We start from the raw sequence: 12963 nt of genomic DNA, 5'->3' as shown, positions 1-12963 counted from the left end.
CAGATCAGGCTGCTTCGTGCTTGCGGTTGCGGTGAACCGTCGCCGCGACGGCGAGGCCGCCGCCGGCCAGGACGAGCGCGCCTCCGCCGATCCAGATGGGCAGGAGCGCGGAGCTGTCGGCTCCGGTGGCGGCGAGGCCGTCATCGCCGGTTCCCGTGCCCGCGCCCGCGTCCGTGCTGACGTACGCGGCGATGCCGGTCGGGTTGGATTCCGAGGTCGCCAGCACCGAGTAGCGGCCGGAGGCGTTGGAGGGGAGCGTGATGCTGACCGCTCCGAGGCCGCCGTTGCTGCCGGCGCTCACGGTGCCGAGAGCCTTGGTCTCGATCGCGAACTTCACGAAGCCGAGCGAGGCGCCCAGGGCGTTCTCTCCGGTGAGGCTGATGGTGACGCTCTCACCGGGGGCGAAGATCTCCGCGGGGGCGGAGAAGGTGAACGTGCCGCCCGGTGCGACGGTCGCCGCGCTGACGGTTCCGGTGGACGGAGGGGTGTACGACGTTGCGCCGGCGAAGGCCGGAGTGAGGAGCAGTGCGCCGGCGACGAGAGCGGTCGTGGCGGCTGCCTTGATGAAACTGCGCTTCATGGCGGGGCCTCTCTGGGGGAGTGGGGCAAGAACTCGGAGGGCTGTGAGGGTTCCGAGCGTTAAGCGAGGCGGGGAGCCGCGATGGTCTCCCACCAGAAGCCCCCCTCCTAAATATCACTATCCCGGAATATCGCAACCCTGTGCAATGGCCAAGGACTCCTCCTGGCCATTCGTCGGAGTCGTCTGGCCAATGGTCTGAGATGCCTGGCCGATCGTCGGGGTCACTCGGGTGAGGAGCACGGGAGTGTGCGGAGTCCGCACGCGCACCGTCAAGGTCGCGGTCTGTCCCGGAGCGAGCTGAACGGTCCACATCAACACGTCACGGCCGGCATCCACCCCGCTTCCGACGCCGGGGGTGACCGCGTCTCCTGCCGCATCCGTCGACAGCAGGGTCGAGCCCTGGGGCAGGTACACGTAGACGGCGGTCTTCACGTGACCGGGCGGGACGCCGTGGCTGCCGCCGCCTGTGACGTAGCTCGGGAGGTCGGCGGCATCGGCGGGCGCGGTGTTGCGGATCGTCACGGTGGTCTGCGCCTGATCCGCCCCGCACCACCACGACGTCTGCGTCTCGAGCGTCTGGTGGACGTCCATCTTCGACGAGGTCGCATCGTTGACGTAGACCCCGAACGCGGTCGTCGTCGCGTCGGTCTCGGGCAAGGCGCCCTGCAGCGTCGTGCCGTCGAGGACGGACTGCTCCGCAGGGTCCTGGTTCCACACCAGCACCCGGTGCTCGGACCCGGCGCGGGCCAGGGCCTCGAGGAGATCTGCGGGCGACCCCGCCCCCGAGGTGAGCGCATCGAAGACCGCACCGGCGGATGCGGCGAAGAACGCGTCCTGCTCCCGGGGCTCCCGATAGCGCTCGTACACCCCGCTGAGCAGCAGGTCGACCGCGTTCTCGCCGGTGAGCACGTCGCCGGTCGGAAGCGTCACGGGGCCGGTAGCCGCGAGCAGGTACGACAGCGCGACGGGATCGAGTGCGATGACCCCGTCGACCTCGACGCCCGTCTGCCGCAGCCACATCTCCCGCGCGACGGGGGCGCCGCGGGTGAAGTCGGGGATCTGAGTGACGTTCTGCACGAAGCGCCCCGGCTGCGTGCCGAAGAGCTGCGTCTCCTCCTCGCTGAGCGGGAGCACGGGCTCTGCGTAGATCGGGAAGTCGGACGAGGAGCTCTGAGCGACGAGAGTCAGGCGCCCGCTGTCGACGTGCAGCTGCAGCATCGCTCCGGCGATCCCGCCGAGGGAGCGCCACTCCGCGTTGTTCTGCAGGACGACCAGGTAGTCGCGCGGGCCGTCGACGCCGAGCATCGACGGTGCGAGAGCCGAGGCGCGACGCAGGGCGTCGACGCCCTCGTGGGCGCCGGTGACGAGATCGGAGACCTGTGCCACGGCCGCGCGGACGGGGGAGATCAGGGGGGCGGGATCGATGTCGCCGATCGTCTCGCGCGCAGCGGCCAGAGCGTCCGCACTCGTCGCCGCGGCGGGGGCGATCTCCGAGAACGGCGCGAGGTCGATCACTCCCTCCTTCGGGCGGATGCTGTCGAGCGAGGACGTCGCCGCGATGTGCGAGAGCGGGGTCAGGGCGTGCGACGCGATGTCGTCGAGGGCTGCGGACACCGTCGACACGGCGGCCAGCTGTGGCCCGATCCAGGGCACGTGCTCGCCGGCCTTCCAGATCGCGTCGCCCGTGAGGGCGCGTGCGGCGGAGGTGTCGTCGGCGATGCGTCGGATGAGGGCGGGCGCCGCCGAGGGATCCGCCAGCACGGAGGGGGCCTCGGCCGCCGCCTCCCGCGCGCTCTCCAGGTGCTGGTAGGCGAGGGAACCGCGGATGCCGATCCACACCGCGCACACGGCGGCGGCGAGCAGGATGCCGCCGAGCACCCAGGCGGAGATGCGCCCGGCCCGGCGTCGACGACGGGAGGTGCGGGGCGCGGAGGTCACAGGGACACGATAGTCGTATTGGTATATCGGATGCCTCGGCACCGCGTAGTCTCGCAGGGTGAGTGACCTCGGCATCGAAGGAGCGGGTGTGGACGATGGGGAATCGCAGGGACGGGAGCGGCTCCTCTTCGTCGCGCCGTGGGTGCCGTCTCGGCAGCGTCCGCGCAGCCTCGGCATCCTGAAGGCGCTCGTCGAGGACTACGACGTCACCGCGCTCCTCCTCGTCTGGTCGGCCCAGGACTCCGCGGACGTGCGCGAACTGATCGCCCTCCTCCCCGAGCACACCGACATCCGCGTCGTGCGTCTCGGCAGGATCGGCGGGCTCGCCCGCGCCGCATGCGCCGTGTTCTCGCGGCGGCCTCTGCAGCAGGCGTTCACCGGTGCGCGCAGAGCCGACGCGGCGATCAGACGCACCATCGCCGACACCGCGCCCGAGATCATCTTCTTCAACGTCATCCGCTCGGCGAACTTCCTGCCGCTGGCGCGGGGGATGCGCGTCGTCGACCTCGACGAGTTCCGGAGCGACTACTACCGTCAGCTGCTCGCCACCGGCCGCAATCCGCTGTGGCGTGTCATCGCGAGGATCGAGGCCGGCCGGCTGAGCCGCGCGGAGGAGCAGGTCGTCGACGACGCCGACGCGGTTCTCGTCTCGTCTCCCGCGGAGCTGCGTCCGGACGGGGTCGTCCGCCTCGTGCGCTCGCCGCACGCTCTCGACCTCTCGCCGGGCGACGACGCGGAGGTGAGGCTGGCTCCGTCATCGGCGCTGTTCGTCGGACGGCTGTCGTACCGGGCGAATCGCGAGGCGCTCGCGTGGTACGTCCAGCACGTGGTCCCCGAGCTGCGCAGGCGCGGCGCGGCGGGAACGCTGTACATCGTCGGGCGCGGCGCCGGCCCCGATGTCCGTGCGCTCGTCGCCGACGGGGTCGAGCTGATCGGCACGGTCGACGAGGTGGCGCCCTACTACGCCGCCGCGGACGTGTGCATCGTCCCGATCCAGATGGCCACGGGCGTGCAGATGAAGCTGATCGAGGCGGCCGTGCTGGGCAGGGCGATCGTGACGACGAGGATATCGGCGGAACGCGCCGGCCTGGTCGACGGCATCCACTGCCTCGTCGCGGAGTCGCCGACGGAATGGGCGGATGCCGTGCAGCGCCTGCACGGATCGCCGCAGCTGCGTGCGGAGCTAGGCGTGCGCGCGCAGGCGTGGGCGGCGGACGCGTACGACAGCCGCGCCATCGGAGAGAGCCTGCGCGTCGCGCTCGCCGACGGGAGGGCGCGACGTGACCTGGCCCCACATGAATCCGAAGCAGAACATCCCCAGCGACAGCACTGACGTCGCGAGCATCCCCCAGCCCGTGTAGGCGATCATCACCATCGGCAGGGCGCTGGCGACGATCGCGCGGGCGGCGTCCCCGCTCGCCGACACCAGGTTGCGTCGCCTCCACGCGGCGACGGTCATGACGACGATCGGTGCGAAGAGCAGGACGAAGCCGACGATGCCGAGCTCGGCGAGGGCGAGCACGAACGAGTTGTGGACGGGGATGAACGAGCCCGTCAGCGGGGCGTTCTCGATCGTGTAGCGGTTCGGGCCCGTGCCCGTCCAGAAGAACGTCGACACGATGCGGGCCGCGTACGAGAGGATCTCGCCGCGGACGCCACCAGTGGGGTCCTCCTCGAACCGGGTGATGATCACACCGGAGGCGGCGAGACCTGCGACGCCGAGGCCCAGGATCACCGAGAGCTTGCGGGAGAGGTGCAGGGACGGCTGCAGCAGGACCCAGCCGGTCACGAGGGCCGCGGCCGCGGCGAGGTTCGCCCGGCCCTGAGCGAGCACCAGCGGGACGAAGGCGACGCCGATCGTGATCCAGATGAGCCGGGCGCGGTCCTTCGTGGAGTTCAGCAGACTCAGCAGGAGCGCGATCGAGATGACCAGGATCTTCCCGAGGTTGTTGGGGTGGTTCGAGAGCCCGTTCACACGGGAGCCGAGGATCTCCTGGTCGGCGGCGGCCACGGCGTTGATGTTCAGACCCAGCGCCTGCAGCACCGCGACTCCGGAGTGCGCGAGCACCACGATGACGATCAGCACGATCAGGCCGCGGCGCAGCCTCGAGTCCGGGTCGGAGCGGGCCGCGCGCATCCCGATCCCCCAGGCGAGGACGGCGATGCAGAGCTGCACGACGCCGGCGATGCCCGGAGGGTCGGAGGGCCAGATGAAGAGGGCGCCGATCGCGATCCAGAGCAGCAGCGGGACGAAGATCCCCACGAGAGGGGGTTTCGCGATGAAGGTGAGGAGCACGGCGCCGACTGCGATGACGAGGGTGAAGGTGCGCAGGTCGGGGGAGGAGCCGGCGATCCCCACGTGGAAGGCGCCGGAGTCGGAGATCAGCGACACCGGCACGAGGGCGAGGGAGAAGAAGGCGGCGTACGCCACGGTGGCGACGAGTCCGATCCTCGTCGTGACGATCGCGGCGGCCACGACCGCGCAGATCCCGAGGGCGACGACGGCCTCGATGGTCATGACGTGCTCCGCAACGGCGCCGCCGCCCTGTGCAGGCTCGTCACGAGCGCGGGGAGGGCCGCCCGTACGATCTCGGTCTGCGCGGCGACCTGATCGATCAGCGCGGCGGACGAGAGGTCTGCGACGACCGTGACGTCGGTGGGACGATGCCGCAGTCCGAACACCGACAGGTAGTCGTCGTACTTGAAGTCGGGTTCGGCGTGCCCGGCGACGTCGACCGCGACCACCGGGGTGCCCAGCGCATGGGCGAACACCACCCCGTGGAGGCTGTTCGTCGCGACGACCGGGGCGCTCCGGATGGCCTCCGCCACGGCGAGAGGGGTGGTGGTTGGCAGCTGCACGTCCCAACCGCGGGCGCGGATGCCGGAGAGATGGGCGCGACTGGCGCGCTCGGCGAGCATCGTGAAGTGGGGGATGAACAGCGGGGCGCTCTTCCTGATCGCCGGGCCGCCTCCGTAGACGTCGCCGACGATCAGGGCGGGATCGCCGAGGGTCTGCGTCGAGGGCAGGCCCAGGGCGTCGCGGGTCAGGGTCCCTCTGACGGCGAGGATGCGGTCGGCGGCCATCGGGAGCGGCCTGTGGTCGGGCTCGCGGAGTCCGCTTCCGAACACCGTCGCGTCGGGCTGCGCCTTCCATGCCCTGTTGAGGATCGACCCGACGCCCAGGACATCCGCGGAGCCGATTTCGCTGCGTCTGATCGGGCGTCCGCTGAGTTCGCCGAGGGCCACGCGGCTGGCCTCGTCGCCGAAGTTGAGGGGAACACCGCCCATCCTGACGGCGTGCGCCCATGCCGACCCGTGTCGCAGGAGCTCCCCGGCGGCTGTGCGAGGATTGCCGAGTGGCCGCCACCAGTGGAGTGCGAGGGTCAAGCTTCGTTCCTTCCGGGAAGGGCCTGCTATGGGCGAATCGGCGACCGTCGGTCCTGCGTGGCACAGGCTGCGCTTCGCGGCGATCCAGCTGGCCTCCGCGGGGGCGGGGATGGTCGCGTGGATGGTCCTTCCGCGCATCGCGAGCGGGATGGAACAGGAGCCCGCGATCGTGGCCTTCGCGCTGGGCCCCATCCTAGCGTTGCCCCTGACTATCGGTATACCGGTTACGCTGCCCAACGCGTTTCGCCGTGGGGCGGACGGGAGCTACCTGCGCCCCGGCGCGTGGGCGGTGCCTCTGCGGATCGTCTGCGGCATCCTCGCCGTCGCGCTCGGGGTCGGGATCGTGCTCTCCATCGTCGGCATCGCGGGCCTCCCCGTGGAGACCGGTGCGCTGACCGCGTCCTACGCGGCGGGGATGGGGACGTGGCTGATCGCGGCGCAGGTCGCCCGCATCCGCGAGTCGACTCTCCTGATGGCTGCGGGTGGCCTGCTCAACCCGATCCTGCCGCTGGCGTGGATGCTCTTCGCCGGACTCGGGCTTCCGCTCGACCTCGCCGCGACGGCGACCGTCGCCGTGATGACCGTGCTGTGCGCCGGGATCTGGTTCGGAATGCGAGGGCTGCTGTCCGCGCATCCGTCCGCGCCGGGGGGAGAGGCCGCGAGGACGCTCGCGATGGCGACCGTGCTGGTGCCGCATCTGGCCCTGTTCGCCGTGCTCATGCAGGGCATCCGGCTCTCGGCGATCGTCGCCGGCGCCCCCGCTCTGCTGGAGCAGGCTCATCTGGCCGCCCTCGGAGTCACGATGGTCAGCGTCCTGATCAACTCCGTCCACGCGCTGCTCTCGGTGCGGATGCAGACGGCCGACGACCCCGAACTGACCGCGGCTGTACGGGCCTCATCGATCGGCTACGGCGCCCTCGCTCTGACGAGCACCGTGATCACCCTGATCTTCTATCTCGTGCTCCCGATGGTGTCGGGCGTCGCCGTGCCCCTCGCAGTCGCCGCCCCGCTGGGCCTCACCGTGCCGGCGCTCGCCGTGTATTACGCCTCGTCGGCCATCCAGCTCCGGACCGGCTCCGCGATCAGGCTGCTCACCGCGTCAGGTGGCGCTGTGGTGCTGTGGGCGCTCGCGACCGTCGTGATGCGACCGGACACCCTGCAGGGGCTGTCCTGGGTCTACGCGATCGCTCCCGTGACGCTGGCCGCGGTCGCCGCCGTGCTGGGGTCCTTCAACCCCGACCGGGTCACGCGGGACGCCACCCGGCTGATGCTCTACAGGATCGCGCTCCCGGTGGCCGCCTGCGTCGCCCTGCTCGCCGTCGCGGGCGTCGTGGTCGCGGTGACGGGCGTCTGACGGGGTCGATCGCCGCACGCTAGTGGGCGCTGTTCCCCGGCAGGATCACCGCTCTCAGCGTCTTGAGCAGGATGCCGATGTCGCCGAGGAGCGACCAGTTCTCCACGTAGTACAGGTCGAGGCGGACCGTCTCCTCCCACGTCGTGGTCGAGCGGCCGCTGACCTGCCAGAGGCCGGAGACGCCGGGTCTGGCGAGGAGCCGCCGCCGCGCGGCGTCGGAGTACAGGGCGACCTCGGCGGCCACCTGGGGGCGGGGGCCGACGAGGCTCATCGATCCGCCGAGCACGTTGAAGAACTGCGGCAGCTCGTCGAGCGAGTACTTGCGGATGAACCGTCCGACCGGTGTGATCCGCGGGTCGTCCTTCACCTTGAACAGCGGCGTCTCGCTCGTGCCCTGGGCGTCGAGCAGGGCGCGGAGCTCGGCGTCGGCTCCCACGCGCATGGATCGGAACTTCAGCATCCTGAACGGGGTGCCCTTCAACCCGATCCGCTCCTGGGCGAAGAGGAGGGGGCCGGGGCTCGTGGCCTTCACGGCGATCGCGACACCGAGGAGGAGCGGCGAGGAGAGCGCGATGAGCACGAGCGCGCCGATGATGTCCATGGTGCGCTTGACGATGCGCTGCCCCGAGCTGAACCGGGGGATCTCGACGTGGATGAGGGGGAGGCCGGCGACGGGGCGCGAGTGGATGCGCGGCCCCGCGATGTCCGTGATGCTCGGAGCGAGCACGAGGTGCTGTCGCCCGGCCTCCAGCGACCAGGAGATCTGCTTCAGCCGCGAGGGCGGCAGGTCGCCGGTGCTGGTGACCGCGACGGTGTCGGCGCCCGTGCGGACGAGGCCGAGCTCGACGTCGTCGACGGAGCCGACGACGGGGACGTCCGTGCCGGGGACCAGGTCTCCGATCCGTGCGCCCGGGATGCAGGCGCCCACGACCGTGTAACCGGCGTCGGACACTCGGCGGAGCTCCTTGGCGATCGCCGTCACCGACTCGCCGGACCCCACGAGGAGGACGCGTGCCGAGTAGCCTCCGGCGCGACGGTTGGACACCAGCCACTGGCGCCAGAGCCATCGGACGAGCGCGAGCGTGACGATGCCCGCGGGGAGGCTGATCAGCAGGTAGCCGCGTGCGACCTCCGACTTGGTCAGGAAGGCGACGATCGCGATCATGCCGAAGACGCCGAGGCTGGCGCGCGCGACCCGGACGTACTCCGTCGTCCCGGTGCCGATCACGCGATGGCTGCGGGAGTCGGCGAGGCCGAGCGCGCAGGCCCAGGCGATGACGAGCCCCGCGGAGAAGAGCCAGTAGGAGATGTTGCCCACGCCCAGCAGGTTGTCGGTCGGCACCGAGGTGTTGCCGAATCCCAGCCAGGCGATCTGCGTGCCGTACACGACCCAGATGAGCGCGAGGAGATCGGTGATCCGGAGGTTGCGTGCGTAGCGCGCGCGCCAGTCGAAGCCGGCCCGCATGCTGCCGGCTGCGGAACCGAGCGCTCTCCTGTCTGCGCCCGCCCCGGTGTCACTCTCTTCCTGCGTCTTCTTCGTCGCGTCGATGTCGTGTGTCGACGTCACTGTGACCTCGTAATATTCTGGTATTTCCCCCGCGTGAACAGTAGCAGAGCGGAGGATGCCGGAAGGTGCTCGAGGTCGCGGATTTCATGTGGATGTAACAATCCACCAAGACCGCAGTCTGCTGGCGGCTCAGCCGCGCTTGAGCAGGTCGTCGAACGCGTCGGCGGAGTCCGACTCCGCGGGCATCACGGCCTTGCCGGTCGAGCGCCTCTTCGCGGCCGAGGACGCCGACGAGGCGCCCGCCTTGTGGCCGTGACCGTACCCGTATCCATAGCCGTACCCGTACCCGTACCCGTAGGTGTACGCGTCGGCGCCCTTCGTCGGGACCATCGTCAGGACCACTCCGGCGACCTTCGCGCCCACGGTCGCGAGGGCGTCGAGAGCCCCCTGGAGCTGGTGCGTCGTCGTCCTGCCGACGGCGACCGCCATGATCGCCCCCGACGTCACCCGGGACAGCACAGCGGCATCCGTCACCGGCAGCAGGGGAGGAGCGTCGCACAGCACGACGTCGAACTCCTCGGCCAGCGCGTCGAGGAGCTTCTGCATCCGGGCGGAGCCGAGCAGCTCGCTCGGGTTCGGCGGGATCTTGCCCGCGGGGAGCACGTACATCGAGCGATTGCCCCAGGGCAGCAGCACGTCCGACACCTTGGCGCGGCCGATCAGGACGTCGGTGAGGCCGGTGCCGCCCTCGATGCCCAGGTACTCGGCGACCTTCGGCTTGCGCAGGTCCGTGTCCACCAGGGCCACGCGCTTGCCGCTGTCGGCGAGCGCGATCGCCAGGTTGAGCGTCGTCGTGGACTTGCCCTCCGTGGGGATGCTGGAGGTGATGACGAACGTGTGGCCGCCGTCCATCTCCAGGAACTGTAGGTTCGTGCGCAGCGAGCGGAACGCCTCGGAGCGCGGGTTGAGCGGATCGGCCTGGATGATGAGCGGCCGCTCCTTCGCCTTCGGGTCGAGCGGGATGGCGCCGATCAGCGGTCGATCGGTGAGCTCCTCCACGTCGCGAGGGGAGCGGACGCGGTTGTCCAGCACCGACCGCAGCACGGCGATGCCGATGCCGATCGCGAGGCCGACGAGCAGGCCGAGGGCGAGGTTCAGCGGGATGTTGGGGCTGACGGGGGCGTACGCGGCGGCGGCATCCCGCACCCTGGTGAGCTTGATGGCGCTCTGGTCCTGGCCGGCGGGGGTGTCGATGCGCTCCACGGCCGCGGCGAGGCTCGCACCGAGTGCGTTCGCGATGTCGGCCGCCATGACGGGATCGGGGTCCTGCACCGTGATCTGGATCAGCGTGCTGTTCAGCGGGCTCGACGACTTCACGTTCTCGGCCAGGTCGTCGGCCGAGGTGTCGAGGCCGAGCTGGGTGATCACGGGGTTCATCACGACGGGTTCGCGCACCAGACTGACGTACGTCGTGATGCGGGACTGCGCGAAGGATGACCCCTGCTGCAGCTCGGTCACGGTGCTGCCTGCCTGCGACTGCACGAAGACCACGCTCTGCGACTCGTACATCGGCGTGCGGGTGAGGGAGTATCCGGCGGCGGCGGCGAGTCCGAGCAGCGTCGCGATCACGATCGCGAGCCAGCTCTTGCGCAGGATGCGGATGTAGTCGCTGAGCTCCATGTCGCCTCTCGTCGGTTCCCCTTGGCGGTTCATTGTCGCATAGGAACAGCATTCTGATATTCCGGTTGGCGCTACGGTGGATCCCGATGACCGACTCCGCCGTTGACCCGTCGCATCGCTCGCCCGCGCCTCGACGGAGGGCGTGGTGGAGCGGCGGCTCGACCGTGCGCGCATGGAACGGGGAGCTCCTCGGCTGGAGCGTGATCGGCCTCGGCGCCGGCATGCTCCTGGGGGCGTGGCTCGGGATGCTCTTAGGGGGCGTGTGGGGCCAGGCCGCGCTGTGGGCGGCGCTGCTGACACCCGTCATCCTCGCGTTCCGGAGGGGGATCCCCCGGGGGCTGCTCGCCGTCCGTCCGGTGGACCTGCTCTACGGCGTTGTCCTCGGCCTCGTGCTGCGGGTCGTGCAGGGATGGTCCGCGGTCGCGTTCGGAGGCTCCGGCGCCCTCCCGTCCTACGGATCGCTCGACGGATCGCTGCCGGCGCTCTGGTGGGCGGAGGACCTCCTGGCCGGGGGGATCGTGGCCCCCGTGATCGAGGAGCTCTTCTTCCGCGGGGTTCTCCTCGTCGCCCTGTTCAGCGTGGTGAGGCGGAGCGCGCGGAGAGCATCGCCGGATCGTCGGGGCGCCGGCATCCGGAGGGCCGGCGTCGTATCGGTCACGGTCACCACCGTGCTGTTCGTCCTGACGCATCAGCTCGTGTCGGCTCTGACACCGGATGCCGCGGTCGCGCTGACGCTCCTCGGCATCGCGACCGGCGCGCTCGTCGTGCTCACCGGGCGGATCTGGCCCGCGGTGCTGGTGCACATCGTGTTCAACCTGAGCGGGGTCGGGTTGATCGTCGCCGGGACGTTGCTCGGCTGACCGGCCACTCAGAGCAGCGCGGCTCGCAGGACTCGGGCGACCTCGTCCACGGCGGGGATCAGCTGCGACGCGGACTCCTCGTACACGGCGCGATCGCGACGATACGGGTCGATCACATCGTCGTCCTGCGCTCTGGCAGGGGGCATCTGCCCTCGTCTACCCGCGACGAGCGCCAGCACGGCGGCGAGGCGCGCACGCGGGGCTGTTCCCGCGGCATCCGCGGTCCGACGGATGGCGTCGTCGTCCAGAGCGGTGGAGAGCGCGGCGAACTCCCGCACGGTGAACGCGCGACGCAGAGCCGAGGGAGCGAGCTCGACGGACGCGGTCCGGTGCTCGCGGGACATGGCGAGGACGAGGTCGGCTCCCGCGACGATCGGCTCGGTCAACCACCGGGCGCGGTGGGTCACGACATCATCGGGGGAGGCTCCGTGCGCCACGGCGATCTCCTGCGACATGCCCGTCATCTCGGCGCCGACCGGCGCGTGGGTGCCTGCGCTGTGCACGGTCGCGTCGACCCCGTGCAGGCGGGCGTGGAGCAGGGTCTCCGCCAGGGGGGACCGGCAGATGTTGCCCGTGCAGACGGTGAGGATCACGGGCGTCCCGGTGTCCGCCGACGCATCGGAGGACCGGTCGAGCCCCCGCGGCGCGCTCCGGTCCGCCGGCGCGTCGAAGGAGTCGAGATCCTTCATCGCCCCGCGCCGCTGCTCCAGTTGAGCTGCTCGATGTACCGCAGCAGCACGCCTTCGCGCAGCGCCCACGGCGAGACCTCCAGCTCGTCGATGTCGAGCACCGTCATCGCGGTGTGCAGGGAGACGGCCGCAGCGACGATCTGGAACGTGCGGTCGGGCGTGATGCCGGGCAGCTCCTGACGAGCGGATGCGGGGAGGCGCGCCAGACGCGGGATCCAGGACCCGAGGGATGCGCGGGGCAGCAGCATCCGCTCGATCCCCGACCAGCCGGGGACCGGGTAGCCGACGAGCCGCGCGAGAGAGCGGATCGCCTTCGAGGAGCCGACCACGTGGTCGGGGCGGGGGAGGGCCGCGAACCGGGGGAGGATCTCGGCGAGCGTCGCCCTGGCGTGCTCGCGCAGGCGCTCGACGTCGTCTTCGCCCGGCGGGTCGTTCGGAAGGAACTGCACGGTCATCCGCCCCGCGCCCAGAGGGACGGATGCCGCGGCATCCGGCATCTCGTCGCCACCGGCCGCGATCTCGAGCGAGCCGCCGCCGATGTCGAGCAGCAGGAGCTGCCCGGCCGACCAGCCGAACCACCGTCGGACGGCGAGGAAGGTCAGCTCGGCCTCGGTCTCTCCGTCGAGCACCTGCAGCGGCTGGCCGAGAGCCTTCTCGATGCGCGCGATCACGTCGGCGCCGTTGCGGGCGTCGCGCACCGCGCTGGTGGCCGTCGCGAGCAGCTCGTCCACCCGCTCCTCCGCGGCGACCCTGCGCGCCTGCGTGACCGCGGCCTCGAGTGCCAGGACGCCCTCTTCGGAGATCGCGCCGTCCGGGGTGAGATAGCGCATGAGCCGCAGCACGGTGCGGTCGCTCGTCGTCGCGAGAGGCCTTCCGCCGGGGCGGACGTCCGCCGCGAGCATATGGACGGTGTTCGATCCGATATCGAGGACTCCCAAGCGCACGGGAAGAGACTACCGGTGCCCCGT

General features: G+C 70.8%; 10 protein-coding genes and 1 pseudogene. 3 read left to right on the top strand and 8 right to left on the bottom strand.

What is annotated here, in order from left to right:
* Positions 1 to 4 precede the first annotated feature (4 nt).
* A complete protein-coding gene (locus tag ACFVRO_RS16600) occupies positions 5 to 580 on the bottom strand; it encodes a cell wall protein (RefSeq protein ID WP_386954285.1) in 576 nt (191 codons plus the stop codon).
* A gap of 117 nt (positions 581 to 697) precedes the next feature.
* Positions 698 to 2518 carry a DUF4012 domain-containing protein gene (locus ACFVRO_RS16595; RefSeq protein ID WP_386954282.1) on the bottom strand — a complete coding sequence of 607 codons (1821 nt, stop codon included), beginning with the start codon at positions 2516 to 2518 and terminating at the stop codon, positions 698 to 700.
* Positions 2519 to 3008: 490 nt separating this feature from the next.
* Here ACFVRO_RS16595 and ACFVRO_RS16590 point away from each other — a divergent pair.
* A pseudogene (locus tag ACFVRO_RS16590) lies at positions 3009 to 3689 on the top strand (glycosyltransferase family 4 protein); the annotation flags it as partial.
* Between the two features lie 12 nt (positions 3690 to 3701).
* Here the strand turns inward: ACFVRO_RS16590 and ACFVRO_RS16585 are convergent.
* Both ACFVRO_RS16585 and ACFVRO_RS16580 read right to left on the bottom strand, forming a co-directional pair.
* On the bottom strand, positions 3702 to 5036 hold the full coding sequence (locus ACFVRO_RS16585; RefSeq protein ID WP_386954279.1) for an O-antigen ligase family protein: 1335 nt from the start codon (positions 5034 to 5036) through the stop codon (positions 3702 to 3704).
* Positions 5033 to 5905 carry a polysaccharide pyruvyl transferase family protein gene (locus ACFVRO_RS16580; RefSeq protein ID WP_386954276.1) on the bottom strand — a complete coding sequence of 291 codons (873 nt, stop codon included), beginning with the start codon at positions 5903 to 5905 and terminating at the stop codon, positions 5033 to 5035. The genes ACFVRO_RS16585 and ACFVRO_RS16580 overlap by 4 nt, the downstream gene beginning before the upstream one ends.
* A 28-nt stretch (positions 5906 to 5933) precedes the next feature.
* Here ACFVRO_RS16580 and ACFVRO_RS16575 point away from each other — a divergent pair, with 28 nt between their 5' ends.
* Positions 5934 to 7259: a hypothetical protein gene (locus tag ACFVRO_RS16575; RefSeq protein WP_386954274.1), complete on the top strand. Its 1326-nt coding sequence runs from the start codon at positions 5934 to 5936 to the stop codon at positions 7257 to 7259.
* A gap of 19 nt (positions 7260 to 7278) precedes the next feature.
* Here the strand turns inward: ACFVRO_RS16575 and ACFVRO_RS16570 are convergent, their stop codons facing one another.
* Both ACFVRO_RS16570 and ACFVRO_RS16565 read right to left on the bottom strand, forming a co-directional pair.
* Positions 7279 to 8826: a sugar transferase gene (locus ACFVRO_RS16570; RefSeq protein WP_386954272.1), complete on the bottom strand. Its 1548-nt coding sequence runs from the start codon at positions 8824 to 8826 to the stop codon at positions 7279 to 7281.
* A 129-nt stretch (positions 8827 to 8955) separates the two neighbouring features.
* A complete protein-coding gene (locus ACFVRO_RS16565) occupies positions 8956 to 10446 on the bottom strand; it encodes a polysaccharide biosynthesis tyrosine autokinase (protein WP_386954270.1) in 1491 nt (496 codons plus the stop codon).
* An 86-nt stretch (positions 10447 to 10532) separates the two neighbouring features.
* On the opposite strand from ACFVRO_RS16565, the gene ACFVRO_RS16560 reads away from it, so the two are divergent.
* Positions 10533 to 11306 (top strand): type II CAAX prenyl endopeptidase Rce1 family protein, encoded by a 774-nt coding sequence (locus ACFVRO_RS16560; RefSeq protein WP_386954267.1) that lies wholly within the window; start codon positions 10533 to 10535, stop codon positions 11304 to 11306.
* A gap of 8 nt (positions 11307 to 11314) precedes the next feature.
* On the opposite strand, the gene ACFVRO_RS16555 is transcribed toward ACFVRO_RS16560, so the two are convergent.
* Together ACFVRO_RS16555 and ACFVRO_RS16550 are read right to left on the bottom strand one after the other, a co-directional pair.
* Positions 11315 to 11995, bottom strand: a complete 681-nt coding sequence (locus ACFVRO_RS16555; RefSeq protein WP_386954265.1) for a low molecular weight phosphatase family protein — start codon at positions 11993 to 11995, stop codon at positions 11315 to 11317.
* The gene (locus tag ACFVRO_RS16550; protein ID WP_386954263.1) at positions 11992 to 12939 is read right to left on the bottom strand and encodes a Ppx/GppA phosphatase family protein; all 948 of its coding nucleotides are present in this window, start codon (positions 12937 to 12939) and stop codon (positions 11992 to 11994) included. The genes ACFVRO_RS16555 and ACFVRO_RS16550 overlap by 4 nt, the downstream gene beginning before the upstream one ends.
* Between the last annotated feature and the right edge of the window lie 24 nt (positions 12940 to 12963).

Origin of the sequence: Microbacterium sp. NPDC057944 (assembly GCF_042887445.1) — a bacterium.
Taxonomy (GTDB): domain Bacteria; phylum Actinomycetota; class Actinomycetes; order Actinomycetales; family Microbacteriaceae; genus Microbacterium; species Microbacterium natoriense.
Note: the sequence above shows the minus strand (reverse complement) of the source record. Positions and strands in the feature narration are given on the sequence as shown.

Bases quoted from the DNA above. Each gene is read 5' to 3' on its own strand.
- ACFVRO_RS16600 (WP_386954285.1), bottom strand. From the start codon at position 580: ATGAAGCGCAGTTTCATCAAGGCAGCCGCCACGACCGCTCTCGTCGCC.
- ACFVRO_RS16585 (WP_386954279.1), bottom strand. From the start codon at position 5,036: ATGACCATCGAGGCCGTCGTCGCCCTCGGGATCTGCGCGGTCGTGGCC.
- ACFVRO_RS16575 (WP_386954274.1), top strand. From the start codon at position 5,934: ATGGGCGAATCGGCGACCGTCGGTCCTGCGTGGCACAGGCTGCGCTTC.
- ACFVRO_RS16565 (WP_386954270.1), bottom strand. From the start codon at position 10,446: ATGGAGCTCAGCGACTACATCCGCATCCTGCGCAAGAGCTGGCTCGCG.
- ACFVRO_RS16560 (WP_386954267.1), top strand. From the start codon at position 10,533: ATGACCGACTCCGCCGTTGACCCGTCGCATCGCTCGCCCGCGCCTCGA.
- ACFVRO_RS16555 (WP_386954265.1), bottom strand. From the start codon at position 11,995: ATGAAGGATCTCGACTCCTTCGACGCGCCGGCGGACCGGAGCGCGCCG.